The 26,486-nt window shown below is 67.7% G+C and carries 25 protein-coding genes and 1 pseudogene; 12 read left to right on the forward strand and 14 right to left on the reverse strand.

Annotation, left to right across the window (positions count from 1 at the left end):
• Positions 1 to 57: 57 nt before the first annotated feature.
• From HWV07_RS06425 to HWV07_RS06465, 9 genes are all read right to left on the reverse strand, one after another.
• The gene (locus HWV07_RS06425; protein WP_178333510.1) at positions 58 to 798 is read right to left on the reverse strand and encodes a hypothetical protein; all 741 of its coding nucleotides are present in this window, start codon (positions 796 to 798) and stop codon (positions 58 to 60) included.
• A gap of 37 nt (positions 799 to 835) precedes the next feature.
• Positions 836 to 1,774, reverse strand: a complete 939-nt coding sequence (locus HWV07_RS06430) for a glycosyltransferase (protein WP_178333511.1) — start codon at positions 1,772 to 1,774, stop codon at positions 836 to 838.
• 5 nt (positions 1,775 to 1,779) lie between these two features.
• Positions 1,780 to 2,796, reverse strand: a complete 1,017-nt coding sequence (locus tag HWV07_RS06435; RefSeq protein ID WP_178333512.1) for a GNAT family N-acetyltransferase — start codon at positions 2,794 to 2,796, stop codon at positions 1,780 to 1,782.
• A gap of 72 nt (positions 2,797 to 2,868) precedes the next feature.
• Positions 2,869 to 3,987, reverse strand: a complete 1,119-nt coding sequence (locus HWV07_RS06440; protein ID WP_178333513.1) for a GNAT family N-acetyltransferase — start codon at positions 3,985 to 3,987, stop codon at positions 2,869 to 2,871.
• A gap of 10 nt (positions 3,988 to 3,997) precedes the next feature.
• A complete protein-coding gene (locus HWV07_RS06445; protein WP_178333514.1) occupies positions 3,998 to 4,936 on the reverse strand; it encodes a polysaccharide deacetylase family protein in 939 nt (312 codons plus the stop codon).
• Positions 4,929 to 5,966 carry a DUF354 domain-containing protein gene (locus HWV07_RS06450; RefSeq protein ID WP_178333515.1) on the reverse strand — a complete coding sequence of 346 codons (1,038 nt, stop codon included), beginning with the start codon at positions 5,964 to 5,966 and terminating at the stop codon, positions 4,929 to 4,931. The genes HWV07_RS06445 and HWV07_RS06450 overlap by 8 nt, the downstream gene beginning before the upstream one ends.
• Before the next feature lie 3 nt (positions 5,967 to 5,969).
• Positions 5,970 to 6,824: a hypothetical protein gene (locus HWV07_RS06455; protein ID WP_178333516.1), complete on the reverse strand. Its 855-nt coding sequence runs from the start codon at positions 6,822 to 6,824 to the stop codon at positions 5,970 to 5,972.
• Positions 6,817 to 8,181, reverse strand: a complete 1,365-nt coding sequence (locus tag HWV07_RS06460) for a nucleotide sugar dehydrogenase (RefSeq protein ID WP_178333517.1) — start codon at positions 8,179 to 8,181, stop codon at positions 6,817 to 6,819. Before HWV07_RS06460 ends, HWV07_RS06455 begins: the two co-directional genes overlap by 8 nt.
• Complete coding sequence (locus tag HWV07_RS06465; protein WP_178333518.1) at positions 8,178 to 8,762, reverse strand: N-acetyltransferase; 585 nt, start codon at positions 8,760 to 8,762, stop codon at positions 8,178 to 8,180. Before HWV07_RS06465 ends, HWV07_RS06460 begins: the two co-directional genes overlap by 4 nt.
• A gap of 417 nt (positions 8,763 to 9,179) precedes the next feature.
• Between HWV07_RS06465 and HWV07_RS06470 the strand changes: the two genes are divergently transcribed.
• From HWV07_RS06470 to HWV07_RS06490, 5 genes are all read left to right on the forward strand, one after another.
• Complete coding sequence (locus HWV07_RS06470; protein ID WP_246279842.1) at positions 9,180 to 10,805, forward strand: alkaline phosphatase family protein; 1,626 nt, start codon at positions 9,180 to 9,182, stop codon at positions 10,803 to 10,805.
• Positions 10,802 to 11,800, forward strand: coding sequence for a GNAT family N-acetyltransferase (locus HWV07_RS06475; protein WP_178333519.1), 999 nt, complete (start codon positions 10,802 to 10,804; stop codon positions 11,798 to 11,800). The genes HWV07_RS06470 and HWV07_RS06475 overlap by 4 nt, the downstream gene beginning before the upstream one ends.
• A gap of 382 nt (positions 11,801 to 12,182) precedes the next feature.
• Positions 12,183 to 14,081, forward strand: coding sequence for a PKD domain-containing protein (locus tag HWV07_RS06480; RefSeq protein ID WP_178333520.1), 1,899 nt, complete (start codon positions 12,183 to 12,185; stop codon positions 14,079 to 14,081).
• 103 nt (positions 14,082 to 14,184) lie between these two features.
• Positions 14,185 to 15,378 carry a carboxylate--amine ligase gene (locus HWV07_RS06485; RefSeq protein ID WP_178333521.1) on the forward strand — a complete coding sequence of 398 codons (1,194 nt, stop codon included), beginning with the start codon at positions 14,185 to 14,187 and terminating at the stop codon, positions 15,376 to 15,378.
• A 73-nt stretch (positions 15,379 to 15,451) separates the two neighbouring features.
• Positions 15,452 to 15,673, forward strand: coding sequence for a hypothetical protein (locus tag HWV07_RS06490; RefSeq protein WP_178333522.1), 222 nt, complete (start codon positions 15,452 to 15,454; stop codon positions 15,671 to 15,673).
• A 93-nt stretch (positions 15,674 to 15,766) separates the two neighbouring features.
• On the opposite strand, the gene HWV07_RS06495 is transcribed toward HWV07_RS06490, so the two are convergent.
• From HWV07_RS06495 to HWV07_RS06505, 3 genes are all read right to left on the reverse strand, one after another.
• Complete coding sequence (locus HWV07_RS06495) at positions 15,767 to 16,684, reverse strand: Gfo/Idh/MocA family protein (RefSeq protein WP_178336004.1); 918 nt, start codon at positions 16,682 to 16,684, stop codon at positions 15,767 to 15,769.
• 29 nt (positions 16,685 to 16,713) lie between these two features.
• Positions 16,714 to 17,811: a DegT/DnrJ/EryC1/StrS family aminotransferase gene (locus tag HWV07_RS06500; RefSeq protein ID WP_178333523.1), complete on the reverse strand. Its 1,098-nt coding sequence runs from the start codon at positions 17,809 to 17,811 to the stop codon at positions 16,714 to 16,716.
• A gap of 148 nt (positions 17,812 to 17,959) precedes the next feature.
• Positions 17,960 to 18,529: a metal-dependent hydrolase gene (locus HWV07_RS06505; RefSeq protein ID WP_178333524.1), complete on the reverse strand. Its 570-nt coding sequence runs from the start codon at positions 18,527 to 18,529 to the stop codon at positions 17,960 to 17,962.
• A gap of 410 nt (positions 18,530 to 18,939) precedes the next feature.
• On the opposite strand from HWV07_RS06505, the gene HWV07_RS06510 reads away from it, so the two are divergent.
• The 6 genes from HWV07_RS06510 to HWV07_RS06535 all read left to right on the forward strand — a co-directional run bounded on the left by HWV07_RS06510 (position 18,940) and on the right by HWV07_RS06535 (position 23,158).
• The gene (locus HWV07_RS06510; RefSeq protein ID WP_178333525.1) at positions 18,940 to 19,458 is read left to right on the forward strand and encodes a DUF7344 domain-containing protein; all 519 of its coding nucleotides are present in this window, start codon (positions 18,940 to 18,942) and stop codon (positions 19,456 to 19,458) included.
• A gap of 43 nt (positions 19,459 to 19,501) precedes the next feature.
• On the forward strand, positions 19,502 to 19,780 hold the full coding sequence (locus HWV07_RS06515) for a winged helix-turn-helix domain-containing protein (protein ID WP_178333526.1): 279 nt from the start codon (positions 19,502 to 19,504) through the stop codon (positions 19,778 to 19,780).
• A gap of 366 nt (positions 19,781 to 20,146) precedes the next feature.
• A complete protein-coding gene (locus HWV07_RS06520) occupies positions 20,147 to 20,326 on the forward strand; it encodes a DUF7511 domain-containing protein (protein ID WP_246279844.1) in 180 nt (59 codons plus the stop codon).
• Between the two features lie 386 nt (positions 20,327 to 20,712).
• The gene (locus HWV07_RS06525; protein ID WP_178333528.1) at positions 20,713 to 21,666 is read left to right on the forward strand and encodes a glycosyltransferase family 2 protein; all 954 of its coding nucleotides are present in this window, start codon (positions 20,713 to 20,715) and stop codon (positions 21,664 to 21,666) included.
• A gap of 523 nt (positions 21,667 to 22,189) precedes the next feature.
• Positions 22,190 to 22,468: a winged helix-turn-helix domain-containing protein gene (locus tag HWV07_RS06530; protein ID WP_178333529.1), complete on the forward strand. Its 279-nt coding sequence runs from the start codon at positions 22,190 to 22,192 to the stop codon at positions 22,466 to 22,468.
• 501 nt (positions 22,469 to 22,969) lie between these two features.
• Positions 22,970 to 23,158 (forward strand): hypothetical protein, encoded by a 189-nt coding sequence (locus tag HWV07_RS06535; protein ID WP_178333530.1) that lies wholly within the window; start codon positions 22,970 to 22,972, stop codon positions 23,156 to 23,158.
• 353 nt (positions 23,159 to 23,511) lie between these two features.
• Here HWV07_RS06535 and HWV07_RS06540 read toward each other — a convergent pair whose 3' ends face one another.
• A complete protein-coding gene (locus HWV07_RS06540) occupies positions 23,512 to 24,216 on the reverse strand; it encodes an acyl-CoA synthetase family protein (RefSeq protein ID WP_178333531.1) in 705 nt (234 codons plus the stop codon).
• A gap of 54 nt (positions 24,217 to 24,270) precedes the next feature.
• Between HWV07_RS06540 and HWV07_RS06545 the strand changes: the two genes are divergently transcribed.
• Complete coding sequence (locus HWV07_RS06545) at positions 24,271 to 24,576, forward strand: MazG nucleotide pyrophosphohydrolase domain-containing protein (RefSeq protein WP_178333532.1); 306 nt, start codon at positions 24,271 to 24,273, stop codon at positions 24,574 to 24,576.
• A gap of 164 nt (positions 24,577 to 24,740) precedes the next feature.
• Here HWV07_RS06545 and purH read toward each other — a convergent pair.
• Positions 24,741 to 26,314 (reverse strand): annotated as a pseudogene (gene purH, locus HWV07_RS06550) (bifunctional phosphoribosylaminoimidazolecarboxamide formyltransferase/IMP cyclohydrolase).
• Positions 26,315 to 26,486 lie beyond the last annotated feature (172 nt).

A 26,486-nucleotide genomic window follows, 5' to 3' on the forward strand; every position in this document is an offset into this window, starting at 1 on the left:
GTGATTGGAGCCTTTGTAATAGCATTCCTACCACTTACCGTCTCCAAAAACCCCCGATTAATCGACCGACGGCGACGAGGCGACCGACTCGAAGTACTCGTCGACCCGCTCGTAGGCGGCCTGGCGGTAGTCGGATCGTATCTCGGATTCGCTCCGCTCGACCGGGTGCCACAGCCCGGGCCGAACCAGCAGACGGAACCGCTCCGGGACGCCCTCGCGGAACGGGTCGCGTTCCTTCCAGTCGCGATCGGTGACGCAGCGGTACTCGGAGACCCCCTCGGGCGGGGAGGCGGCGTTGACCGCCCCGTCGAGCTCGAGGGTCCGGAGCCGCTCTGTCGGCTGCTGGAAGGAGACGACCTCGACCGGCCGGTCCAGCAACCGAGACAGGACCTCCCTGCGGTCGTGGATCCGTCGGCGGATGGCCGCGTCGCCCGGGAGATCGTCCCAGTGGAGGTGCGGCTGGAACTGCAGGCCGACGTCGTGGCCGAGCTGCGAGAGCGTCCGGACAGTCTGGGCGAACGTCACCGAGGCCGTGGTGTGGACCGGCGCGTCCAGGGGGACGCAGTACGTCGCCTCGATGCGGAGCGTCGCCTCGAGCCGTGCCATCGCGAGGGCGCGATCCAGGGAGAGCACCACGTCGTGGTGGAGCGTGACCCCCTGCTCCCGGTCGTCGAAGGTGACGAACCCCCGTCCAGCGTCCCGCACCCGCCGGAGCAGCCGCTCGTAGCTCGACGTGTCGAACCGGACTGCCCTGTCTGCGTCGACCGCTGACGAAGCGTCGGACGGTGACCCCTCCATGCCGGTCTTCGAGTCCGTCGGCGGACTTCGTTATAGATTAACTATCGTCCACCGCCCGCTGGTAGATCCGGTGGAGTTCGTCGACCTGCGACTCCAGGTCGTACTGCTCGATGATGCGTCGTCCGTTGGATCGCTCGCCGCCCGAGAGCACGTCGACGAGCCCGTCCACGAGTTCCTCGTCGTGGTCGGAGACGACCGAGGGCTCGACGTCCCGGAGGTGCATCTCCGCGTTGCCCACGTCGGTGGCCACCACCGGCAGGTTGCAGGCCATGGCCTCCTGGACCGCGTTGGGGCCGCCCTCCCGCTTCGACGTCAGCAGGAGCGCGTCGGCCGCGTTCATGTACAGCGGCATCCGTTCGTGGGGCACGCCGGTGATCGTCTGGAGTTCGACCGGCCTCTCGAGGCGCTCGTCGGCCGCCTCGACGATCCGTTCGGCGCGCGGGTAGTCCTTGACGTCGCGGTCGGGCGAGTAGGGGAACAGGACCTGGTAGCGGTCCTGGTCCCAGCCTATCGCCTCGCGGGACTCCGTTCGGTCCATCGGCTCGAACCGTTCGGTGTCGATGCCGTGCGGGAGGATCGTACATGACCGGCCGAGCTTCTCGGCCATCTCCGTCGACTGGACGATCACCTCGTCGGCGCCGCGCGCACAGAGCCAGCTCAGGGGCGCGATGTGGCCCAGCATGTCGCTGCCCCACAGCGTCAGCACGACCGGGAGGTTCGGCTGGAGGACCGCCGGCGGCGCCGTCAGCCCGTAGCTGGCGTGGAGGAGGTCGTAGTCGTCGAACGACCGGCGGAACACGTCGGCGTAGAACCGGACGTAGTTCGCCGGCGAGCGCCGCTCGGGGTTGTCGGTGTGCTCCGGGCGGTTCCCGGGGATCTCCACGGAGTCGACCTCGACGCCGCGTTCGCGGAGGCCGCGGACCTGCTGCTTGTAGAACCGCGCCTCGCCGTTCGTCACGATGCTGAGTACCCGCATGGATCTCACCTTGCGACCAGTTCGTAGGCCTTCTTCGCCGCGGCCATCTTGACGCCCCCGGTCTCGACGCGGTAGTACGGCGTCAGCTCGGAGCCGAACTTGGCCTTGTACTTGCAGAGCCGCTCGGTGTTGGCGCCCAGCAGGTCGTAGGTGTCCACCGAGTCACGCGGCGGGTCCTCGGCGATGTCCTCGACGATGTTCCAGTGGACGAGGCTGTTGATGGCGACGCCCTCGTGGATGCTGCGGACGCCACCCTGCCAGAAGTAGGCGGCGTCGTTGGAGTACATGGCGGTGATGCCGGTGAGGAACCGGCCCTCGGCGTCGCGGGCGACGTAGACCCGGGCCCGGTCGTTCTCGAGCATCGCCTCGACCATGTCGCTCACGTAGTCCCAGGAGAGCGAGAGCGTGCGGCCCTGTTCGGCGTAGCGCTTCCGGGTCTCCTCGTAGACGCTGCGGGCGCCGTCGAGGTCGTCTTCCTCCCGCTGGACGGTGACGTCGAGGTCCCGGGCGTCGCCGATCTCCCGCCGCAGGCTCTTGCTGGCGTCCTTCAGCAGCGAGTCGGGCGACTGGTCGCCGACGTCGAGGCGGTAGGTCCACAGCGTCTCGACGTCGTAGTCCGCCCAGACGTAGGGCCGCGGGTCGCTGAACTCGGTGTTGCCGGTCATCCGCAGCAGCGTCGTCGAGTCCTCTGCGTCCAGTTCCTCGAGGACGAGCTCCGCGAACTCGCGGTTGAGCTTCTCGTGTTTGCTCCGCTTGGGGCTCGCCGGCATCAGGACCGGGCCGAGCCGCGAGACCGACCGCCCGGGCGGCGGCGAGACGAGCGCCCGGCCGACGGACTTCGTCTGCTCGAAGATCGGCAGGAGCGCGACCGGCCGGTCGCCCTTGAAGGCGCCCAGCAAGAGGAGATCGCCGGCGACGTGGTCGTCGAGGACGTCGAGGGCCTCCGGCGCGTGGAACGGCTCGAAACCCCGATCCGGGAGGGAATCCCCCCACTCGGAGAGCGACAGTCGTTCGAGTTGCATCTGGCGGTCGGAGTCGACCTGTCCTATTCGTTATCTCCCTCCTGCGGAACCGCACCGGCCGTTAGGGGTCGATTAGAGGACGTCGTAGGCGGTTAACCGCCAGCTCGCCGGCGATTCCGGGAGGTCGCGGTCGGCGAAGTCGGGCGGCCACATCATGTACTCGGTGCCGAGGCTGACCCAGTTCGAACCGGGGCGGCGCTCCGAGCAGGCGACGATCACGTCGGCGCCGGCCCGGCGAGCGTCGGTCTCGAGTCGTTCGAAGAGGCGTGTCGCCGCCGCCGGGTCCGACCACGTCTGCTCGACGACCCGGTACTCCGTGAAGCCGTCCTTCCGGAGGGCGCCCGCCACGAGGAAGTCCCGGAGGTCGCCGTCGGCGTCGCGGGCGACGTAGACGCTGGCGTCCGGGTAGCGCCCGGCGTGGCGGATGGTCTCGGCCGACCGCCGGAAGTGGTACGGCACGTCGATATCGTCCCGCAGGTGTGCCGCGAGCTCCTCGACGAGGTCGTCGGGGAGGCTGCGCCCGTCGACGACCGAGACTTCGAACCGTCCTTCGGACCCCGGCGTCGAGGCTCCGGCGGTACTCTCGTCACCGCCGGGTTGATCCACGTCACCGCTGCCGTACACGACGTCGGCCGCCCTCGCCATGAGCTTCGAGACGGCGTCCGACCGGGTCAACCGCCGGTCCAGCGGGGCGACGTAGTCCGCGGCCGTCCTCGCGAGGTCGCGGTCCAGCACGTAGTGGGCGAGGACGCGCGACGGCGAGAGCACCCGCGTGTGGACTGGCAGCGTCACCTTCCGCCAGCCGTTCTTCTCGTGGTGCTCCGTCGTGATCTTGCCGGCCCGGTTGAACGTGACGACGTGGTCGGCGTGCTCGCGGCTGTGGGCCATCGACCGCTCGAGCAGCTCCGAGTAGTGGCCGCGGCCGCGGTAGGGTTCGTCGACGGCGGTGCCGCCGTGGACGTGGACCGTCGCCGTCCCCGATGGCGTCCGGAGCTCCCGCTGGAAGACTCGGCGGGCGGCCACGACCTCGCCGTCGTCGTTCGTGACGACGAAGTTGTCGGTCGCCGGGTCGTACCCCGGGAAGTCGCCGTACTTCCAGTCGAAGTACGCCGCGGACCCCCAGCCGTCGAACGCGCGGTTCAGGAGGGCGAGCAGTTCGTCGTCGTCCGGGTCGGTCGTCTCGGTAGCCATGGTCGATCCCTCACCCCCGTCCGCCGTCGACCGCCCCAGCCTCGACCGTCGGATCGTCGGTCGCGGGGTGGTCGAGCGTCTCGTACAGTTCGCCGGGCGGGCCGACCCAGGCGCCCATCTCGAGGGCGCGCTCCACGAGCCGGCAGTACAGCGTCCGGTAGTTCGGGAAGTCCCGCTCGCTGAACGACCGCGGGTGCCAGTCGACGGACATCACGGCGTCGTTCTCGCGGGCCTCCTCCAGGAGGGCCTCGCAGGTCTCCCAGGCGCCCGCCAGGTCCCCCTCGCTCGGGAGCGCGACGTCCATCAGGTTCACGGGGAAGACGACGAACTCGTCGTCGAAGGGGCGCTGGACGGTGTAGCCGTGCTCGAAGCCGGGGTCGGTCGCGGTGCCGAGCGAGGCGTCGTACTCCAGGCCCGCCTCGCGCTGGAGGTACCAGGTCTCCGGGACGTCGAGGTTGAGGTAGTGCTGGCGGGTGCCGACGACCTCGCGGCCCAGGACCCCCTCGAGGCGGCGCTTCTCGGCGGCGAGTCGGTCGCCGTCCCGGTAGGACTCGTAGGAACCGTGGAGGCCAATCTCCCACCCGCCGCCGTCGAGTTCGTGGATCAGGTCGACGACGGCCGGGTCCCGCAGCGAGTACCGGCCGGCGTACAGCTGGACCGTCTCCGGGCTGAACCACTCCCGGACCGGCCGGTCGAAGAACCGCTGCTCGTCGAGGAAGTAGAAGGCCGACCGGACGCCGAGGTCGTCCTCAAGGTCCATCACGTCCTCGTAGGTCCAGTAGGGGTTCCGGCCGGGCAGCAGCGACGTGAGGTGCCAGGGGTCGCGGTCCCGGACGGCGTAGTACAGCGCCTGGTGGGTCTTGTACGGCCGGTCGACGTCGTGGGAGAGACACAGCGCGAAGCTGTGGTCGTCCAGGACGTCGGGCCGGAGGTGGGCGTCGTCACTCATGGGCGGCCTCCTCGACCACGTCGAGCATGTACTGGGTCACGTCTATCGCGTCCTCGAGATAGGCGTCGCGCTTCTCGGTCCACTCCGCTCCGGCGTCGCCGGACTCGGCGAGTTCGAGGGTGCGGTCCCGCAGTGCCGCGTCCTCGGTGGCGAGATCGACCAGCCCCCGCGACTGGACCTCGACGAGCGCGCCGAGGACGCCCTCGTTGGCCGGCGACTCGTACCTGACGGCGGGCGTTCCGAGGAGCCCGGCCTCGATGGCCATCGTCCCGGAGTCGGTCGCCAGGACGTCCGCCTCCGCAAGCAGGTGGTGGATGTCCGCCGGCGGGACCGGGATCTCGTGGCCGTCCAGTCCGGGCGGGAGGTCTCCCTCGGAGGAGACGTAGACGGTCCCGAGCTCCGAGAGGGCGTCGACGAGGTCGCGCTTCGTCCCCGCGCGCAGTCCCGCCCGCTCGCCGTCGTGGTGGGCGTCCTGGGCGACGAAGCGGAGGACGAAGTACGGCTCGTCGGGGTCGACGCCGTGGTCGCGGAGCAGGTCCCGGTCCGGCGTGAACCGGTCGGGGTGGAGGTAGGCGAGTTCCTGGACGCCCGGGTGGCGGCGGTGGACTCGCCCGTAGTCCTTCTGGTAGCTCTCCGGCGTGCAGAAGTAGTCGACGAGCGGCGTGGTGACCCGCGCGACCGTCTCGACGTTCTCGGTGTCGGCGAAGACGACGCTGGCGGCGCCGGCCGCCTTCGCGGCGTGGACGGCGGTCGGGACGAGGCGGCTCACGACGACGTCGGGGTCGAACCGCCGGGCGAACCGGATCGTCCGGACCTCCCGGGCTCCCCACTCGCCGACGGTCCCGAGCGTCCCGGTCCGGCGCGTCGAGAGGACGGTGTGTTCGATGTCGTAGGCGTCCAGCAGGTCCGTCGTCATCTCCTTCTCCCGTGAGGTGACCGCCACCGTGTGGCCGTCGGCTGCCAGCGACGTGACGGCGTTTCTGAACAGGTGGACGTGGGCCGGGTGTGCGATGTCGAACTGGACCCGCATGGTTCAGCCGACGTTCGGTTCGGCCGAGTCGTCCCCGGCGTCGTCCGCCAGGTCGATCGGCGCGTAGTGGAGACCGTACTTGAACGCGTTGATGGCGCCGTCCTTGGCCCGCTCGGCGGTGAGTTCGGCGGCCGACCCCGCCCACCGGTTCGGGTGGGTGAGCAGGCAGGCGCGGTCGATCTCGCCGTCGCGGAGGAGGCCGATGAGCTCCCAGGTGCTGTCGACCTGGATCGTCTTGTCGCCCTCCCCCATCGTGTGGTCCTTGACCTTGAGCGCGCCGTCCCGCCAGGTGCGCCCGGTGTCGGAGAAGTACGTGACGTCCTCGAAGTCCATCGAGAGGTAGGCCTCGCCCTCGAGGTCGTAGTCCTCACAGTCGGGGGCGCCCTCGACCCACATGTCGCGGTTGTCGTGGGCCGACAGGGGGTTCCCGTGCATGCAGACGGTGTCGATATCGGCGAGCCGCCGGAAGCGCTGGAGGTTCCGCTCGAAGTTCTCGTGGGCCGCCTCGACGTCGCCGTCGGCGACGTCCATCGACTCGTAGTGGTAGCCGACCTCGTGGCCGAGCGCCTCCAGTTCCGTCAGCAGGTCCGGCTTGAACGTCTTGTCGATGGCGCGGACGTAGTACGTCGACGGGACGTCCCGGACCGACTCGATCTGGGCCATCTGCAGGGCGTTCCACGGTTTCCGGTCGACGTCGTGGCGGAGCACGATGAACTGCTCGGGCAGCGACCCGCCGCCGAGGTACTCCCGGACGGTGACGAACTCGTAGCCGGCGTCGAGTGCGGCGTCGAGCAGGTCCGCGTACGCCTGGTAGGTGAAGTCGCTGCGCATGTCCAGGACGGACTCGAGGTCAATCACCGTCGGCCCTCCCGACCACGCGTCGGTCGTGGTCGAACTGGACGTCGTCCAGCGCGGCGCGGGTGTCGACGACGACGAGGTCGTCGTGGGCGTCCCAGTCGTAGTCGTCGAACGCCTCGTGGGCCGTCACGAGGACGACCGCGTCGAGGTCCCGGTCGGCGGCGGCGTCCTGGGAGACCAGCTCCGCGACGCCGTCGACGTCGTCGAGCATCGGGTCGACGGCGACCGTCTCCGCGCCCGCGTTCGAGAGCTGCTGGAGGATGGCGACGGCGGGGCTGTTGCGGGTCTCCTCGACGCCGGCGCGGTAGGTGACCCCCAGTACGAGGACGGTCGCGTCCCGCAGCGCCGTCCCGTGCTGTTCGAGGGCGCCCTCGAGCTTGCCGACGACGTGGGTCGGCATCCCGTCGTTGACCGCCCGCGCCGCCTGGATGATGGGACTGTGGACGTCGAAGCGGTTCAGCAGGAAGTACGGGTAGACGGGGATGCAGTGGCCGCCGACGCCCGGCCCCGGCCGGAGGATGTTGCTGTGGGGGTTCGTGTTGGATGCGTCGATGGCCTCTCGGACGTCGATGTCGAGGCCGTCGGCGTAGTTCGCGAACTCGTTGGCGAGCCCGATGTTGACGTCGCGGTAGACGCCGCCGAAGACCTTCGTGGCCTCCGCCGTGGTGGCGTCCGAGACGGTGATGACGTCGTTGTCGGTCACCCGGTCGTAGATGGCGGCGGCGACGCGGCCGCTCTCCCGGTCGATGCCGCCGACGATCTTCGGGTACGCACCGCGGATGTCCTGGAGGGCCCGGCCGCTCGAGGTGCGTTCCGGACAGAAGGCGAGGCCGAACTCGTCGGCCTCGAGGCCGCTCTCCTCGGCCAGCCGCGGTTCGACGACGTCGCGGCAGGTCCCCGGCGGGACCGTCGACTCCACGACCACGAGGTCGCCGCGGTCGAGGCCGGCGGCGATGTCGTCGACGACGGCCCGGACCACCGCGAGGTCCGGGTTGTTCTCGTCGGTCAGCAGCGTCGGGACGATGATGACGTGGAGGGTCGCGTCGGCGGCCGCCGCCCGCGGGTCGGTCACCGCCTCGAAGGCACCGGATTCGACGGTCTCGGAGACGAGTTCCGGGAGTCCGGGTTCGCCCTCGACGTGGCTCTCGCCGGCGTTGACTGACTCGACGACGTCGGGGTCGATGTCCGCGCCCGTGACGTTGCCGGAGACGTCGGCGAACACCGACGCGATGGGCAGGCCCATCTTCCCGAGGCCGTAGACCGCGACTGGGACGTCCCCGCTCGCGAACCGCTCGCCGATCTCGTCGGCGTCGTCGGCCGTCCCGTAGAGCCCGCCGCTCTCGACTGTCTCGCTCATCGGATATCGTTCTCCCCGTCGAGTTGGTCGGGAAGCGGTCGCGACTCGGCCGGGACGCCGACGGCGAGGCGTCCGGGCGGGACGTCGTCGGTGACGACCGCACCGGCGGCGACGAACGAGCCCTCGCCGATCGTGACGCCCGGGTTGATCGTCGCGTTGGCGCCGACGGAGACGTGGTCCTCGATGGTGGGGCCCTCGAGGTCCTCGTCGGTCCGGACCGGGTAGGGGTCGTTCGTCAGGACGGCGTTCGGTCCGAGGAAGACGTCGCTGCCGATCTCGGTGTAGGAGGGGACGTAGACCCCGGTCTGCATGCTGACGCGGTCGCCCACGACGGTGTGGCCGTCGATGACCGTCTTGGTCCCGACGATGCAGTCGTCGCCGATCTCGGTCTGCTCGCGGACGAGCGCGTCGTGGCCCGTGGTCAGCCCCTCGCCCACGGTGACGTCCGGGTAGATGATGGTCCCGGAACGGACGGTCGCGCCGTCGCCGATCCGGGGCGGTTCGCCGGAGACCTCCGGCGGGGAGACCACCGCCCCCTCGTGGATCGTGCAGTCGTCGCCGAGGTCCGCCCGACTGCTCACGGCGACCACCCCTGGCCCCGGCCCGTGGGCGGCTGGAGTCGGTTCGAAATCTCTCTCATGTGCGGGCACTCCCGTCGGCCCGGCTTTGTTATGCAACTCTTTACTCGCGCCTTCGTCGCTCGTAGCCGTCCCGGTGTGTGACACGGAGACGAGGCTTGACCGCCCGCAAAGTCGGGTTTGGAACCCCCTACCGGTACACGCGGGGAGGACACCTCGAGGGCCGTTCGTCGGTCGTCCGGGGACTGACCGGGTACGGCCCTCGCCGACTCCGATCGGTGGGCTCACCGTACCGGTGGGGATTCGTCGGTTATCGTCCTCCTACGAATTGCATTCCCTCGCACCGCCGGTAGTATGAAACAGTAGGGCCGGCGAAAATGTTAATCATAACAAAGGGTAGAACCACCGACCGTCCGCTACATGCCCGCCACAGATTTCGAGGGGATGCGGACGCTCGTCGTCGGGATCGACGGAGCGTCGCTCGACGTGCTCGCCGACCGCGGCGAGGACGTCGTCCCCGCCATCACGGACCTCCTGCATTCGGGGGTGTCGGGGGACCTCGAGTCGCAGATCCCGCCCTGGACCCCCAGCGCCTGGCCGTCGATCTACACCGGCGTCAATCCCGGTAAGCACGGCGTCTTCGGCTTCCTCCGGTTCGAAGGCTACGACTGGGACGTCGTCAACTACACCGACGTCAGAGAGCACACCGTCTGGGAACTCCTGAGCGACCACGGCTACACGAGCGTGGTCGTCAACACGCCCGTGACCCACCCGCCCTCGGAGTTCGACGGCGCGCTGGTCCCCGGGTACGTCGCCCCCGAGGAGCCGGCCTGCCACCCCGAGGGGCTCCTCGACGAACTGGAGGCGGAGATCGGCGAGTACCGCGTCTACGACGACGCGGACGACCGGAACACCGACGAGGAGATCGCCGAGGGTTACGAGGAGCTCGTCGAGATGCGCGGCGAGGCCTTCCGCTACCTCGCCGACGAGTTCGACCCCGACTTCGGCTTCCTCCAGTTCCAGCAGACCGACACCGCCTTCCACGAGCACCCGGAGAACGACGCGGTCGTCGACGCGGTCTACGCGGCGGCCGACCGGGAGATCGCGGCGACCCTCGAGGCCTGCGACCCCGACGTCGTCCTGCTGGTCAGCGACCACGGCATCGGCCCCTACGACGGCCACGAGTTCCGCGCGAACAGCTTCCTGCGTGACCGCGGCGACGTCGCGACGACGGCCGGCGAGGGCGGCATGCCCTCGTGGTCGAGCATCGCTCGCAACCGGCTGCAGGACGGCGAGGAGGGCGGCCAGCCCGACCCGTCGGCGCTGGAGCGGACGATGTCGATGGCCGCGAAGGTCGGCGTCACGAGCCAGCGCATCGAGACGGTCGTGAAGGCCCTCGGCCTCGAGGACCTCGCGGTGCGGGTCGCGCCGACCGACGCCATCCGCGCGGCCAGCGAACAGGTCGACTTCGCGGAGTCGCGCGCGTACGTCCGCGACAGGATCGAACTGGGCGTCCGCATCAACCTCGAGGGCCGCGAGCCCGCGGGCGTCGTCCCCGAATCGGAGTACGAGTCGGTGCGCGCCGAACTCGTCGACGCGCTGTCGGCCGTCCGCACGCCCGACGGCGAGCCCGTCTTCGAGTCCGTCGTCCGTCGCGAGGACGTCTTCGACGGACCGTACCTCGAGGAAGCCCCCGACATCGTCGTCGTCCCGTCCGAGTTCGACCAGTACCTCTCGGCGTCGCTGCGCGACGAGCAGTTCGGCCCGCCGTCCGAGCCGTGGAACCACAAGCTCGACGGCGTCGTCGCGGCCGCCGGGGACGTCGACGACGACGCCAGCCTCGCGGGCGCACACATCTTCGACGTCGCACCGACCGTCCTCGCAACCTTCGGGCTTCCGGCGGCCGACCGGATGGACGGGCTGGTGTTGCCCGTCGTCGACGACGTCGGCTCCGAGCCGTACCCCGAGTACGAGGGCGACGACGTCACGACCGAGGACGAAGCCGTCGAGGACCGGCTGGAGGACCTGGGGTACCTGGAGCGATGAGTATCGACGCGTCCCTGATGCTGGATTCCGAGGAGTGGAACCGGCTGGTCGACCGCTCCGACCAGACGACGCCGTTCCATCGCTACGAGGCACTGGAGGTCATCGCCGACCACTCGGGGACGACGCTGTACCCCTACGTCGGGTACAAGGGCCAGGAACCGGTCGGTCTGTTCCCCGTGTACGCGATGGAGCGGTGGCCGCTGCGGGTCGCGTTCTCGCCGCCGCCGGACCTGGAGGTGTCGTACCTCGGGCCCGCGCAACTGAACGGGTCGAGCCCCAAGCAGCGGAAGGCCGAGCGACGCCACAGGCGGTTCGTCGAGTCGGTCGTCGAGGAGGTCGAGTCCGAGATCGAACCCCACTACTCCCACGTCCGGTCCGGCACCGGCTACGAGGACCCGCGGCCGTTCATCTGGAACGGCTTCGACCCGACGCCGCGGTACACCTACGAGGTGGACCTCTCTCCCGACCAGGACGACCTGTTCATGTCGTTCAGCAGCGACGTCCGGAAGAACGTCCGGAAGTCCGAGGACTTCGAGTACGACCTCTACGAGGGCGACGCCGCGGACGTCGAGCAGATCGTCAGCCGTGTCCAGCACCGCCACGAGGAGCAGGACGTCTCCTACAACGTGACGAAGGCCTTCGCCCGCGACCTCTACCGGTCGCTCCCGGACGGGACAGCTCGGGCGTACGTCTGCGAGCGCGACGGGCGCTTCGTCGGCGGGAAGATCACCCTGGAGGACGACGAGACGCTGTACGGCTGGCAGACGGTCGCCGACCTCGACGACGACCTGCCCGCGACCGACCTGATCGACTGGGAGGTCATCAAGCGGGCGAAGGACCGCGGCCTCGAACGGGTGGACCTCGTCGGGGCGAACGACAAGCGGCTCTGCGGCTACAAGGCGAAGTTCAATCCCCGGGTCCGGACCCACTACACACTCGAACAGGGGTCGGTGGCGACGGACACGCTGAAGCACGTCTACAAGCGCCTCCGATGAGCGGCGGCCTGCCGAGGTGGTAGCGATAACCGCCCACATCCCCCATCTGGTAAACATCTAGAATCAACTCCCCCTATCGACTAGTAGAGTACTACTACCCCGCCACAGAGCTCGTGCTATCGAGACGATACCGGTCGGAAACGTCCTTTCAGATGTATTTGCGCCGTTTTCGGCGTTTTCACTGTCGCGGCGTCTGGTAGCCGTACCTATAACAAAGTGTATCTGTCGACGTGCAACGGGTGATGCCTTCCAACCGATCCGCCCTGACGTCTCGCACCAGCGGTGACGCGAGACGGTGGTCCGCAGTGCCCTCGACAGCGCCGCCCAGGCGGGGGGCCGAGAGATGACAGTTACAACCCCTCGCCCGCGCGTGGTTGCGTGCGTGGTCGTACTGTCCCTTCTGTCCGTTGGGCTGGTGGCCTTCGCGCCGACGGCCGCGGCCCAGGAGAGTGACACGTACGTCGTCGAACAGGGCGACCAGTGCGTCGAGGTCGACCCGATCACGAACCGCGACCAGACCGTCGAGGAGTTCTACGACTACCGGAGCCCGTACACCGAACCGACCGCGAACGACTACAGCTCCCACGGCACCATCGAGTACCAGGAGCACAACACCAGCGTGCTCATGATCTACGAGGGCGCCGAGGGGACGAGCCTCGTCGTCGTCCACGAACGCCTGACGCAGGACGGCGACGAGAGGGACACCCGCGGGAGCTCCGCGACGTTCACGGTCACCGGCATCGACCCCGGCGACAGCTGGGCCGTCGAGGACGACGACTACGACGAGTACGCGGATCAGGACGACGAATACGTCCACAGCGAGAATTCCAGCGAGATCACCTGGCTGTGGGGCCAGGGCCGGACCGACGGCGGCGCCTACCGCGGCCTCGCCGACGACGCGCCAGTCCGGATAGAGCCGGCGTTCAACGACCGGGCCAACGAACGGTACGGCGGCAGCCCGGAGTACTCTGGCTGGGTCCACGACTGGAAGGTCGTCCGCTCGGCGGACCCGACCGACAAGGAAGCGCTCGGAAGCATGGAGCAACAGGTGACGATCCGCGCGGGCACCTGTGGCCCCGACGACCCCGCGAAACCCAACGCCTCTCTGAGCGCACCGGAGAACGCCACTACCGGTGACGAGATCACCTTCGACGCCAGCGACTCCGAGGGCGACGTCGACCGCTACGAGTGGGACTTCGGCGACGGCACCACGATCGAGGACGGAAGCCCCACCGAGACCCACACGTACGACACGCCCCGCAACTACGAGGTCCAGGTCACCGCCTACGATAGCTCCGGCGGGTACAGCCAGGCCACCCGGACGGTCAACGTGACCGATCCGGGGCCTGCAGGGCCGACCGCCTGGCTCAGCGCCCCGGACACCGCCGCCACGGGCGACTCGGTGACACTGGACGCCAGCGACTCGGCGTCGAACGGAAGTCCCGAGTACGGCTGGACCGTCGAAGGTTCCCACGAGGGCACCACCGAGGAGGCGACCCGCGAAATCGTCTTCGAGGAGCCGGGGACCTACGAACTCGGGGTCACGGTGACCGACGAGTACGGTCAGGACGAAGCCACGACGACCATCGAAGTGGTGGCTGACTCGGGCGGTGACGGTGACGCCCCCCTCGAGGCGTCGGTCACAGCGAGCGAGCAGACAGTCGAACCCGGGGACGAGGTCACCTTCGACGCCAGCGACTCCGAGGGCGACGTCGACAGCTACGGTTGGGACTTCGGCGACGGCACCACCGTCGAGGACGGAAGCCCCACCGAGACCCACACCTTCGACTCGCCCGGCGAATACGAGGTCACGCTCACCGTCGACGGCGCAGACGGTGGGACGGCGTCCGAGACGGTCACCGTGATCGTCGAGGAACCCGAGCAAGACCGGGGAGCGGGAGACCCCGGCGGCGGTGACTCCGGAACCTCGGACGACTCCCAGGAGTCGGACGATTCGGACGGATCCGGAAGCGACTCCGGGACGTCCGACGAGGACTCGAAGGGGAGCGACGGAGACACCGACCAGACGACCGACGAACCGGCTGTCTCGGTCGGAACTCCGGAGGGGACCGACGGCGACCCGGAGCGGTCGGCCACCGAGACCGACACCCCCTCCGAAACCGCGAACGGGACCGACACCGGCGCGAACGAGACCGATAGCGAGACGAGCGAGACCGACGACGACCCGGGCGTCGTCGGGGACGGCGCCGGGTTCGGGCCCGTGACGGCGCTGCTCGCGGCCGCGGGTGCCGTCCTGCTGGTCCGACGCCGGAGCGAGTGACGAGACCGCCAACACCGAGATAGGGCCGGCCATCCCGGTCCCTTCCGACGGTTCCGCGCGGTAGCCCGGGAATACTAATCCGTCGAGATTGAGACCACGACCTATGGACGATGCCGAGGAGCAGTCCGCACTGATACCGACGGGGTTCGACGCGGGGAGTTACACGAGCGTCCGCTCGCTGGCGGCCGAGGGGGTAAATCCGGTCGTCGCCTCGGAGTACACCGACGTACCGGCCGCCGCCTCGCGGTTCTGCGAGGAGTTCGTCCGCATCCCGTCGCCGCACGAAGACCTGGTGGCCTACCGGGACGCGTTGCTCGGGATCGCGGCGCGGCCCGACGTGAAGACCGTCCTCCCGCTGCGCCCGCAGGATCCCTACGTGTTCGCGAAGTACGCCGACGAGTTCGAGCCCTACGTCTCGCTCGTCACGCCGCCGATGGAGACGCTCCGGACGGTCCAGGACCGCCTGAAGCTCGTCGAGACCGCCGAGGCGGCGGGCGTCCCCGCCCCGGAGACGCGCCTCCTCTCGGAGGTCGACGACTGGGGCGAACAGCGGATCGTCAAGTCGCGGTACAACCTGCTCGTCGACGAGTACCTGCCGTCGCTGTCGCCGCGGGACGTCCTGACGGTCAAGTCGATCGAGCACGTCGAAGCCGGCGACCGCCCCGACGTCGAGGCCATCCAGGAGTCGATGCAGCACGACCCCATCGTCCAGGAGTTCGTCGACTCCTCAGACGAGTACCTCTTCGGGGCGCTGTACGACCACGGGGAGGCGCTCACGACGTTCCAGCACCGTCAGGTCCGCGGCGACTCCTACCGAGGCGGCGGCGGCGTCTACCGCGAGTCCATCGACGACCCGGAGCTCGAGGCGGTCGGACGCAAGCTGCTCGACCACATGGACTACCACGGGCTCGCCTGCATCGAGTACATGAAGGACGCCGAGACGGGCGAGTACGTCCTGACGGAGATCAACCCGCGGCTCTGGCAGTCGCTGCCGCTGGCGGTCGAGGCCGGCGCCGACTTCCCCCTCGACTACTGGTACCTGGCGACCGACCAGGCCGAGCTGATCGAGGACGGCTACGAGACCGGCGTCGGCTCCCACCTGCTGTACGGCGAGTTCCAGCACCTGCTGAGCGTCGTCTCCGACGACTCGCCCATCGTCGACCGGCCGTCGGTCGCGGGGACGGTCGGCACCATCGCCTCCTCCTGCCTGCAGACCCCCAACTTCGACGTCCTCAAGTTCGACGACCCCATGCCGTTCCTGCAGGGCATCGGGCACTTCGTCAGGAAGCGGACGTGAGGGCGCGACTGCGACGACGTGAGACCTCGTCGTGGCGAATGATTTTCCAGACCGTCGGCCGGTGGGATCTGCTATGGGCGAGCCAGCCCTCCACCGCCGGCTCCGCCGGATCGAGCAGCGGCAGTACCTCGTGTTGCTCCTGATAGGTATCGGGTACATCCTCGCCCTCGCGGAACTGGTCGGCGTTTGGCTGACCGGACTCCTCGGCGGGGCGGTCGGCGCAGCCTCATTCGGGGCGGGGATCTACTCTCGCAAGCAGAGTCGGAGCCGAAACCGGGACTCGACCGGACCCTAACCACCCGACCGACGTCTCGACCGGACAGAAGAAACTGGACGAGCCCGGACCTGGCGAGTGGGAGCGCAGTAGGACGACGAGCGGGAGAGCCGATCAGTGGACGAGTTCGTTGTCGAGCTCGCGTCGGACCCGCTCGGCGAGTTCGATGACACGTCGGCCGTCCTCGCCGGTGACTTCGGGCTCGGTGTCCTCCCGGACGCTCTCGACGAACGAGGAGAGCTCTTCCTTCAGCGGTTCGCCGTTGTTGACGGTGGGCTGCTCGACGAGCGTCTCGCTGCGGAAGCGGAGGCCGTCGTCGGCGGCGACGTACTCGGGTTCCGTCCGGCGGGTGATCGTCACGTCCTGGGAGGTGTAGTCGACGTCGACGCGGCAGTCGTCGGCCGTCACCGCCATGTTCCGCAGCTTCTTGGCGGTGACGCGGCTGGCGGTCATCGTCGCGACGACGTGGTCGTCGAACGTCAGCGACGCCGTGACGTAGTCGCCGCCGGCGGTGCCGGTCGCCTCGATGGCCGTGACCTCGCCGTCGAGCAGCGCGCAGGCGACGTCGATGTCGTGGACCATCAGGTCCATCACGACGTCGTCGTCGCCGTCGCGGTCCACCGGCGGGCCCTGCCGCTGGGCCTCGAGGGCGATCGGGTCGAGTTCGTCGGCGAACTCCGAGACGGCCTGGACCGCCGGGTTGAACCGCTCGATGTGGCCGACCTGTAAGGTCACGTCGGCTTCGTCGGCGGCGTCGACGATCTCGCGGGCGGCCTCCGACGTCGGGGCCAGCGGCTTCTCGATCAGGATGTCGGTCCCCGACTCGATGGCCCGCTCGGCCATCTCCTTGTGGAAGGCAGTCGGGACGACGATGGAGACCACGTCGGCGGTCTCGACGAGCCCGTCCAGCGAGAGGGGTTTCGTCCCGTGTTCCTCCGCGACCGCCATCGCCTGGTCGTGGTCGACGTCGTAGACGCCGACGAGGTCGACCCCTGGGAGTTCGCGGTAGACGCGGGCGTGGTGTTGGCCCATGCTCCCGACGCCGATGACGCCGGCGTTTATCACTGCTCGAACACCTCGAGCGCCTCGACGATCCGGTCGACCTCCGAGTCCTCGAGCTGGGGGTGGACGGGCAGGGAGAGGACCTCCTCGCTCGCGCGCTCGGCGTGGGGGTACGACCCCTCGAGGTCCGAGTACGGCGGCTGCTCGTGGACCGGCGTCGGGTAGTAGACGGCGGTGTCGACGCCGGCGTCGTCGAGGTGGGCCTCGAGGGCGCTGCGGTCCTCACAGCGGACGGTGTACTGGTGGTAGCTGTGGCGGTAGCCCTCGGGTTCGACCGGCGGGTCGATGGCGGGAACGTCCTCGACGGCCGCGGTCAGCCGTTCGGCGTTCCGGCGCCGCGCCTCGACGTAGTCGGGGAGCTTCTCGAGCTGGACCGACCCGATGGCGGCCGCGATGCTCGTCATCCGGAAGTTGTGCCCCACGCGGGCGTGCGCGTAGGAGGTGCCACCCTCCTGGGTCCGCCCGTGGTTGATGAACGACCGGACGCGGTCGGCGAGTTCCCCGTCGTTCGTCGTGACCATGCCGCCCTCCGCGGTGGTCATGTTCTTCGTCGGGTAGAAGGAGAACGTCGCCGCGTCGCCGAAGGTGCCCACGTGCCGGTCGTCGATGGTCGCCCCGTGGGCCTGGGCGGCGTCCTCGATTAGCGTGACGTCGTGGGTCTCGGCCAGGTCGGCCAGCTCCGACATCGGCGCCGGGAGCCCGTAGAGGTGAACCGCCAGGATGGCGTCGACGTCGGCGTCCGCTCTGAGTCGCTCCTCGACTGCCGCGGGGTCGAGGTTGTAGGTGACGGGGTCGATGTCGGCGAAGACCGGTTCGGCGCCGGCCAGCCGGATGGAGTTCGCGCTGGCGATGAAGGTGAACGGCGTCGTCAGGACCCGGTCCCCGGGTTCGATCCCGGCTGCGACGAGGGCCGCGTGGAGGGCGGTCGTCCCGTTGGACGTCGCGACGGCCTCGTCGGCACCGCAGTAGTCGGCGAACTCGGACTCGAAGTCCCGGACCGCCGGCCCGTCGGCGATGGGGCCCTCCTCCATCACGTCGGCCACGCGGTCGATCTCGGCGGCCCCGACGTCGGGGTCCGCGATGGAAATCCGGGTCATCGGTGGAGCCCCCCACTCACTCCGGTTCGTGCAAGTTCGTATGCTCGAGTCATAATATCGTGTGCCGTCGGCACGGCATCGTTGTCGGGTGGAGGCTGGTTTGCGGCTTTGTTATGTAGCGCTTGTGTGGAGTACCGACCGATTTCGGTCAGTAATCACCCGTTGTACGAGGGCCGCGCCGGAAGGAGCCGGGCGCGAGACCCGGGAATCCGTCGTATATCCAGACCACCAGGGCGGCGCCGAGCAGCGCCAGTTCGAAGCCGAGATAGGTCATCCCTTCCGGACTCGCGAGGAAGCGGGCGTACTCCGCGATCCAGTACTCGATCTGGGAGAACAGCCCCGCCGGCTCGGAGGCCGGCTGATCGACCAGGGGCCAGAACATGAACTCGTACTCGAAGCGGCCGGCGACCACGGCCTTGTAGAAGACGTCGCCGAGCAGGTGGGTTCCGAGGCCGACGCCGAGCGGCAGGGCGTACCGACCGCCCGCGAGCGCCCACACCAACAGTACCGCGGGCACGGCGAAGAACAGTGAGTGGCCGAGCCCGATGCTCGGCAACCAGCCGAGCCACCAGCCGAGCGGTTTGTCGATCAGGTCCGGGAGCACCGTCGCGATTCCGAGGACGATCACCGGAAGCCCCGAGGGCCGCCGTTGCCAGCCGAAGTGGACCAGCAGCGAGTACAGCAGGTACCCGACGGCCGCGTGTTCCCAGGGAAGCATCAGTCGAAGAGAAGGTCGTCCGACGCGTAAGGCTGTCGGCAGACCCCGCTGGCACCGGGCACGGACCGGCGACCACCGCCTCCACCGGAGAGTCCGCTTGGTCCGTCAGCAACCGGAGATTCCATCTCGGTACCCGTCTCGAATCTGGATGACGGCGGCGGCGATGACGATCGCATCGTGTTCTTTCTCATCCGACAATTCGTTCGTTATAACCGTCCTAAATCTCGAACGACCACCGTACTCGCCCGTGAAACAGCCAGGGGACCACTCACTAGTTACGCGCCACTACTTGAGCGTAAGCAACCCAATAGGAACCCTCCGGCTCCCGATAACGCCTTTGTAACAAAGTACAGTCATGTGGTCGATTCTGGTAGCACGGCTGTCGGAAACGAGATGACGGGACACACCGAATGTCGAACAATTCAAGCACGCTCTCGCAGGACACAGCATTCGACCTGCTAAGTAACGCCCGCCGAAGGCTCGCCCTCCAGTACCTACAGGAGGCCACCGGGCCGGTCAGCATCGGCGAACTCGCGACGCACGTCGCCGCCATGGAGAACGACATCCCGGTCGACGATGTCGACTCCCAGCAGCGCAAGCGGACGTACGTGTCGCTGTACCAGACGCACGTGCCGAAGCTCGCGAAGGCAGGTGCCGTCGACTACGACTCCGAGGAGGGCATCGTCGAGCTGAACGGCGACGCCCGGATGATCACGTCGTACCTGTCGCCGTCACAGCCGGACGAGGACTGGCCCAGGTACTACCTGGCGCTGTCCGCCGTCGGGCTGCTCGGCTACGTCGCGGCGCTGTTCGTCGACGCAGTGGACAGCCTGCTCGTCGGGATCGTCGTGATCCTGCTGTTCGTGGTCGTAAGCGTACTGCACTACTGGTCAGCACGAGGTAACGGGTCGATACCCATAGGAATCTGAATGAACCGAAATCATGCACAACCGGCAATCCGGGAGGGATTCGATGAGTGACGACTGGGACGAGATCGGATTCATAATCAGCTCGAAGTACCGCGTGGCGGTGATGCGGCGGCTCGTGGAGAGCCCCGCGACGCCGTCGAAGATATCCGAGGACGAGGACATCAGCATCGCGTCGGTGTCCCACGCCCTCAGTCAGCTCCGAGAGCGCTCGCTCGTCGAGCTGCTCGTCGACGAGGACCGTCGGAAGGGCCGCGTCTACGGGATCACCGAACGGGGCGAACAGCTCTGGAACGAGATCAGGAACCGGGAGCTCGTGGATTGAGGGGACGTCCCGTCTCGTCGGCGTCCACCTCGCTCGACAGCCGTAGCTCCGGCCGCCCGTAAGCGGGTCGTTCGGCGCACTGCTCGATACGGCCGCGGTCGCCGTCGGTCAGTCTTCGAGACGTCCATCGGCACGTTCACAGCAACTCCGGGACGTCAGTCGAGCGAGTCAGGGGGAATCACCAGAGAGCCACTATCACCGAATCGGTTCGTTCTGGATAGTATCGAACAGCATCACCCGCCGTCGGACCGAACCCTCTCGACCACCGGTAAACGCCTCTTTCCGCCGCTTGCGAGTTTATTCGACAGAGGTATAGGGGTAATAACTATCCTGGTATCTGTCCCCTGCTAACCTGGAACGATGCGTGTGACAGGCAACCACGGTGTGCGGGGGGCGACGATGCACTTGCGGGCGACCGTCGTGGAGTACGAGGACGGGCCCGACGAGTGCACGATCTATCCGAACGGCGTCTCCGGGGCGGAACGGATGACGACCTGGATCTCCGCGAAGGAGGGGTCGTTCGTCGACCTGGAGACGGTCATCTGACGGCCAAGGGTCGGAGAACCTCGATACGCACCGACTCGCCCACTTGCAACTGATTCCTACGAGCTATCTCCTCAGAGCGTCGTTACGCGCGTACGTGACCGGATACGAGACGCGATTCGTCCATCGCGAGCGCGGGTACGTCTCCGATGTAAAACGGGCTGTGTCCGCCGATAGCCCATTCTGATCACGAATCCCTGTTGGAGCCGACGAGGCGGTCCCGATAACCACCGAACGGTCGATCGAGCGTGGACTCGTCGACCGCTACCGACTGTCATTCGCGCCGGCGTCCCCGAGTTTCGCGAGGGACCACGAAGCCAGCGAATAACAATGCCCTCGAGGTGGGTGGCCTGAGCCAACGGGCCACCGTTCCGGCTCGACTGTCCACCATGTACGAAGGCAACACAATCGGTGTCGTAGTGCCCGCATACAACGAGGAGGGGTTCGTGGGGGAGGTCATCGAGACCATGCCGTCGTTCGTCGACCGCGTCTACGTCGTCGACGACTGCTCGACCGACGGCACCTGGGAGGAGATCCAGGAAGCCAAGGAGCGAACCCAGGAGGCAGCGGTCACCGACGGCGGCGCCGAAGGGGAGTTCGTCGTCCCCATCCAACACGAGGAGAACCGCGGCGTCGGCGGCGCCATCAAGACCGGCTACCTCCGGGCGCGCGACGACGGCATCGACGTCACCGCCGTGATGGGCGGCGACGGCCAGATGGACCCCGACGACCTGGATCGGATCCTCGACCCGGTCGTCGAGGGCCGAGCCGACTACTCGAAGAGCAACCGGCTCATCCGTGAGGAACACCACCAGGAGATGCCGCGGTTCCGCTACGTCGGCAACCACCTCCTCACCCTCCTGACGAAGATCGCCAGCGGGTACTGGACAGTCAGCGACCCCCAGAGCGGGTACACCGCCATCTCCCACGAGGCGCTCGAGGCCGTCGATATCGATGAGATGTACGAGTTCTACGGCTACTGCAACGACCTCATCGTCCGCCTGAGCGCCAACGACATGCGGATCCTCGACGTCCCCATGCGGCTCACCTACGGCGACGAGGAGAGCTCCATCAGCTACCCCGAGTACATCCCGCGGGTCTCCTCGATGCTGCTCAGGATGTTCGTCTGGCGGCTGGCCGTCAAGCGCGACACCGCGGGCGAGCAGCTCCGCTCGGGTCTCTTCCTGGGCGGCGCCGTCGCAACCGTCGCCGGCTTCGTGGGAGCCGCCGCGGGTCGACGGCCCGAACGGCTCCGTATCGCGCTTCTCGGCGTCGTGGGGCTCCTCGGCGGGATGGCGACCGACGCCGTGACCAACCGGGAGAAGAACGGCCGCGACGAGTGAGGGGGTACGAGAGTCGCTCGAATCCTGCCGACCTCCGATGGTCGCGATAGAAGGTGAAATTGGGCGATTATGGCGGACTTAGGTGGGTTCTTTCGGCCCTTATTCCGTTGATTTCAGCTATTACAGCCCTGCTAGCCAGGAATCAGGTTATAACCCGCTCATCACCAGTTACTCACTGGCTTCTTAACTCCCTTCCCGTCGTCGGTTAGGACACGAAACGAGGCGACGCGACGACATCAATCGAACGAATCCGCCACGGTCGATGGTCGGTCGAACCACTGGAGGGACCCAGGATGATGAACCAAACGACCAACAAAGCGCAGTCAACGGGACAGAACACTCACCTGTCGACCAGCGGGAATTACAGCCGCAGGATGAGTGCATCGCTTCCCGGTTCAGTCCCCTGGAGTGCGGCAGCTCCCCACCCCTCGAACCGACGCGACGGCTCGTTCAGGCCACGAGCGGATTCATCGACCAGCTAGCACCGATCGAGCAAACGACGCAACTCCAACCAAATCGCACTATGTCAACAGACTGGGATGCTATCGGCTACGTTATCAGCTCCAAATACCGGGTCGCGGTCCTCCGGAACCTCTCGTCGGGTCCGGCGACGCCGACGACCATCGCCGACGAATCGGGCCTCGGAATCACGCACATCTCCCGTGCACTCCGCCGCCTCGAGGATCGCGAAATCATCGAGCTCATCGTCCCCGAGGACCAGCAGAAGGGGCGACTCTACGCCCTCACCGAGAAAGGCGAGATGGTCTGGGAGGAGATCGTCTCGCAGGACCTGACGACCTGATCGCCTGCGGCGACCGTCGATCGACCTTTCTCCCACGACCTGCCGATAGCATCTCTTCCTCAGTCACGTCCTAAAATCCGCCTGTAAGGTGACCTTACCGTGACTCGGGCAGCGTTACGGCACGCTGGAACGGTCGGTTTCAGTCCCGATGAAGCACTTTCGTTTGGATATTGAGTGCTAGATTCGGTATGGCGCACCTACCGTTCCGGCACCTAGCTGGGATGCGACTCGCTACTAGGCACATCCATCCCACACCCATCCCCATCCAAATAGAATGTAAAAATATCCATTCTCACGTGAATATCTGTAATCAGCCATTACACTCTTGTGTGTAATATGTCCTTAATCCGGCTATGGCAAGACGCCATCACGATAGGCAGGCGCGGATGCGGGTCGGTCGTCGACCCAGCGGGGAAGTGGGGATGCCCGCAACAGCACAATCACTAACGACCACGACGGTCGGACGGACCGTCGACGCCGCAACCGGGGTGGTGTAGTATCATGGACAGCACCCCGCCGGAGTGGCTCGACGAACCGCACGAGGACATCGACGAGTGGGAGGTCGTGACAACGAACCGCTGCGGCGCCGAGCACGTCGTCTTCCTCTCGAACCGCGACGAGGACAAGGATCGAGCCACCTTCATCGTCTCCGAGGCCGACCTCGTCTGCGACCTCCTCGACGAACGGTGACACCGCTGTCGCACAGTCGGCGACACTCGACGCGGTAAGTAGCCCGGCCACACGAGGCAACGCGACCGGCGTCTCTCCTGCTGCACCCGACCCGATAGCCCCGCATCTAGTGCGGGAGCATTCGAGCGACCTGCCTTCGAATTCCCCTCTCCAGACGATCGCCCTGATCACGTCGAGATTTTCAGAGTCAGTGTTTCGAGGCCAGTCATCGCTGGCGCACTCCGTCTTGTCGTGTTCCAGGTATCCGATTCTCCCCTACCGTCGGTTGGCTATACTGGCCCAACATCGGTCGAGATAGTCGAAATCCGCCGGTAGGATGACCCTACCGGCGTCGTTTCGGCCGCAGATTCCGATCACGCACGCAGTAGACACTCGTCTTCGAGTGCACTTCGAGGACCGCCGACTACCAGCTCCGTATCCTCACCAGTGCCGAGTTGCACGGTACCCTTCGCGAGCAACGGGGCAACGAGGCCGGCCGCCACGGTGTCAGGGTCCGTGAACGAGCCCTCGACCGCAACTCGGGTCCCCTCCGCTAGCGACAGGAAGTCGACGGCTCCAGCCGCTGCATCGAGCACCTCGCCGTGACTGTACGTCGATTCCGCCGTCCGGAGCAACGGATCGTCGGGTGAAACGAGGTCCGGGGGCTCCGTGGGGTTCTCGCTCCAGACGTCGCGTTCGAAGTACGAGACGGACGGGTCCTCCGGCGCCTCGCCGTAGACGACTCGCTTCGTCGATGGCCCGACGTCGTGACTGTCCAGTTCGGCCTGGGGAACAACGAGAGCGCGAACGTCGTCCGCCACCGGGGACCCGGGTTCGAACCGGACGACACCGCCCAGGAGGGCGGCGCCGTAGAACGCCAGCACCGGTTCGGGGAGCGGATCGTCGGCGACGTCGACGCCCGCGCCGCCGCGGACGCCGAGGTGCCGGAGGAAGTTCCCGACCTTCCAGGCGCTCGTACAGAACCGCCGGTAGTCGTAGCACCGACCGGCCGAGAGCACGTCGAGTGCCGGCGCGTCGGAACGGCGGTCGCGGGCAATCACGTCCCCCAGTACCTCCATGGACGGCCTTTCACACGACGGACGCTTATAGGGGTGCGGCTCGCGCTGGCCGACATGGACGAACAATCGACCGTCGCGGACTTCGTGCGAACGAATGACCTGGAGGCGCCGGCAGCCTACCGACTGCTGGACGCGGTCTCCGAACTCGGCGAGGTGGCCAAGGAGGTCTGCACCTCGACAGGATACGGCGACGACCCCGGCTCGGTCGCGGTCGCCGAGGACGAACTGGGCGACGCGCTGTTCGCGCTGCTGGCGCTCTGTGAGGAACTGGACGTCGACGCCGAGGCGGCCTTGCTGACATCTCTGGCGAAGTACGAGGACCGGCTGGGTGAGACCGGCCAGGCCGGAAGCGGCGAGTAGACCGACGGTACGAGTGTCGTGGACGGCGATCGGACCTGTGGCGAACAGGCGGGGCGAACGTTCCCGGTCGGCGCTGCACCGCGCACCCGCGAGGCGCCGACCGGCGACCGGCCAGAACACGGGCCGCCTGGCCGCGTCTTCGGATAAAAGGTCTCGCCCGGCCGTCAGTGCTTGAAGGCGCGCTGTCCGGTGAACGCCATCGCGATGCCATGTTCGTCGGCGGCCTCGACGACGTCCTCGTCGTTGACCGAGCCCCCTGGTTGGATGACGGCCTCGACGCCGGCGTCGGCGGCCTCCTCGATGCCGTCGGGGAACGGGAAGAAGGCGTCGGAGGCCATGACGGCACCGTCGGCGTCCTTCCCCTCCGCGTGCTCGTCGGCCTTCATCGCGGCGAGTCTGACCGCGTCGACGCGTGAGACCTGGCCCATCCCGACGCCGACGGTCTCGGTGCCCTTCGCGAAGAGGATGGCGTTGGACTTGACGTGCTTGATGGTCTGCCAGGCGAACAGCATCGTCTCGACCTGCTCGTCGGTGGGCTCGCGCTCCGTGGGGAACTCGAGGTCGTCGGCGGTCAGCGCCTGGAGGTCCCGCTCCTGGACGAGTCGGCCGCCGACGAGGTGCGACTCGGTGAGCGGTTCGGAGGGGTCGTCGAGTTCGCCCACGTCCAGTACGCGGAGGTTGTCCTTCTCGAAGAGGACGTCGAGGGCGGCGTCGGTGTAGCCCGGCGCGACGACGACCTCCTTGAACGAGTCGGTGATGGCCTCGGCGGTGGCGGCGTCGCACTCGCGGTTGAGCGCGACGATGCCGCCGAAGGCGCTCATCGGGTCCGTCGCGAGCGCGCGGTCGTACGCGTCGACGAGGTCGTCGGCCGTCGCACACCCCGCGGGGTTGGTGTGCTTGATGACCGCCGCCGCGGGTTCGTCGAACTCCTTAATCAGGTTCAGCGCGCCGTCGGCGTCGTTGTAGTTGTTGTAGGAGAGCGCCTTCGCCCCCTCGTTCAGCTGGTCGGTGTGGACGACGCTGGCCTCCTCGCAGGCGCCGTCGAGGTAGACCGCGGCGTCCTGGTGGGGGTTCTCGCCGTAGCGGAGCTCCCGGCCGCGGTCGTCAGAGGCGAGGCGGCGGGCTGGGAACTGGCCACCGTCGTCGCCGTCGACGGCGACGTCGCCGCCCTCGACGGAGACACGGTCCTCGGCGAACCACTTCACCGCCCGCGGATAGGCCGCGAACTCGGCCTCGTAGAGGACCCGCTCCTTGAGATCCGTGGCGTCGTCGCCGTCGTAGACCGGGACCGGCTCCTGGGTGACGATGGGGCCGCCGTCGACGGTCTCGTCGACGACGTGGACGGTACAGCCCGTGACCGAGACCCCCGCCTCGAGGACCTGTTCGTGGGCGTCCATCCCGGGGAACGAGGGGAGGAGCGACGGGTGGACGTTGATCGTCGTCGGCGCCTCGCCCAGGAACGTCTCGGTGAGAGGATGCGCATGTACCCGTCTAGGCAGACGAGGTCGACGTCGTAGCCCTCGAGTCGCTGGAGGACGCGGCGTTCGTGTTCCTCGCGCGTCTCGTCGTCGGCCTTGGGGACGACCTCGGTCGGGATGCCGCGCTCGGCGGCGCCCTCGAGGACCGGCGCGCCCTCCTCGTTCGCGAGCACGACGGCGAACTCCGCGCCGCCCGGTTGGACGTCGGCGAGGTGCAGCAGGTTCCGGCCGCGGTTCGAGGCCATACCGGCGATGTTCATACGCGAGGTGCGCCGCCGCGCCGGCAAAGTAGTTGCGGTTGCGAGACCGTATATGTGCACGAATGTGCCTACATCCCTCAGTACAGGAATCCTAATCCGATATTCTATACACGTTTCTGTTTATTCTACGCCAGTTAACGAACCCAGGCCGTATCCGATTCCTGACGAACAA

The sequence above is a fragment of the Natronomonas salina genome (assembly GCF_013391105.1).
Classification (GTDB): Archaea; Halobacteriota; Halobacteria; order Halobacteriales; family Haloarculaceae; genus Natronomonas; species Natronomonas salina.

What these genes read in the sequence shown, in the direction of transcription:
- HWV07_RS06425 (WP_178333510.1), bottom strand. Translation starts at nt 798, where the DNA reads ATGGAGGGGTCACCGTCCGACGCTTCGTCAGCGGTCGACGCAGACAGG.
- HWV07_RS06430 (WP_178333511.1), bottom strand. Translation starts at nt 1,774, where the DNA reads ATGCGGGTACTCAGCATCGTGACGAACGGCGAGGCGCGGTTCTACAAG.
- HWV07_RS06435 (WP_178333512.1), bottom strand. Translation starts at nt 2,796, where the DNA reads ATGCAACTCGAACGACTGTCGCTCTCCGAGTGGGGGGATTCCCTCCCG.
- HWV07_RS06440 (WP_178333513.1), bottom strand. Translation starts at nt 3,987, where the DNA reads ATGGCTACCGAGACGACCGACCCGGACGACGACGAACTGCTCGCCCTC.
- HWV07_RS06445 (WP_178333514.1), bottom strand. Translation starts at nt 4,936, where the DNA reads ATGAGTGACGACGCCCACCTCCGGCCCGACGTCCTGGACGACCACAGC.
- HWV07_RS06450 (WP_178333515.1), bottom strand. Translation starts at nt 5,966, where the DNA reads ATGCGGGTCCAGTTCGACATCGCACACCCGGCCCACGTCCACCTGTTC.
- HWV07_RS06460 (WP_178333517.1), bottom strand. Translation starts at nt 8,181, where the DNA reads ATGAGCGAGACAGTCGAGAGCGGCGGGCTCTACGGGACGGCCGACGAC.
- HWV07_RS06470 (WP_246279842.1), top strand. Translation starts at nt 9,180, where the DNA reads ATGCCCGCCACAGATTTCGAGGGGATGCGGACGCTCGTCGTCGGGATC.
- HWV07_RS06475 (WP_178333519.1), top strand. Translation starts at nt 10,802, where the DNA reads ATGAGTATCGACGCGTCCCTGATGCTGGATTCCGAGGAGTGGAACCGG.
- HWV07_RS06485 (WP_178333521.1), top strand. Translation starts at nt 14,185, where the DNA reads ATGGACGATGCCGAGGAGCAGTCCGCACTGATACCGACGGGGTTCGAC.
- HWV07_RS06490 (WP_178333522.1), top strand. Translation starts at nt 15,452, where the DNA reads ATGGGCGAGCCAGCCCTCCACCGCCGGCTCCGCCGGATCGAGCAGCGG.
- HWV07_RS06495 (WP_178336004.1), bottom strand. Translation starts at nt 16,684, where the DNA reads ATGGGCCAACACCACGCCCGCGTCTACCGCGAACTCCCAGGGGTCGAC.
- HWV07_RS06500 (WP_178333523.1), bottom strand. Translation starts at nt 17,811, where the DNA reads ATGACCCGGATTTCCATCGCGGACCCCGACGTCGGGGCCGCCGAGATC.
- HWV07_RS06505 (WP_178333524.1), bottom strand. Translation starts at nt 18,529, where the DNA reads ATGCTTCCCTGGGAACACGCGGCCGTCGGGTACCTGCTGTACTCGCTG.
- HWV07_RS06510 (WP_178333525.1), top strand. Translation starts at nt 18,940, where the DNA reads ATGTCGAACAATTCAAGCACGCTCTCGCAGGACACAGCATTCGACCTG.
- HWV07_RS06515 (WP_178333526.1), top strand. Translation starts at nt 19,502, where the DNA reads ATGAGTGACGACTGGGACGAGATCGGATTCATAATCAGCTCGAAGTAC.
- HWV07_RS06525 (WP_178333528.1), top strand. Translation starts at nt 20,713, where the DNA reads ATGTACGAAGGCAACACAATCGGTGTCGTAGTGCCCGCATACAACGAG.
- HWV07_RS06530 (WP_178333529.1), top strand. Translation starts at nt 22,190, where the DNA reads ATGTCAACAGACTGGGATGCTATCGGCTACGTTATCAGCTCCAAATAC.
- HWV07_RS06535 (WP_178333530.1), top strand. Translation starts at nt 22,970, where the DNA reads ATGGACAGCACCCCGCCGGAGTGGCTCGACGAACCGCACGAGGACATC.
- HWV07_RS06540 (WP_178333531.1), bottom strand. Translation starts at nt 24,216, where the DNA reads ATGGAGGTACTGGGGGACGTGATTGCCCGCGACCGCCGTTCCGACGCG.
- HWV07_RS06545 (WP_178333532.1), top strand. Translation starts at nt 24,271, where the DNA reads ATGGACGAACAATCGACCGTCGCGGACTTCGTGCGAACGAATGACCTG.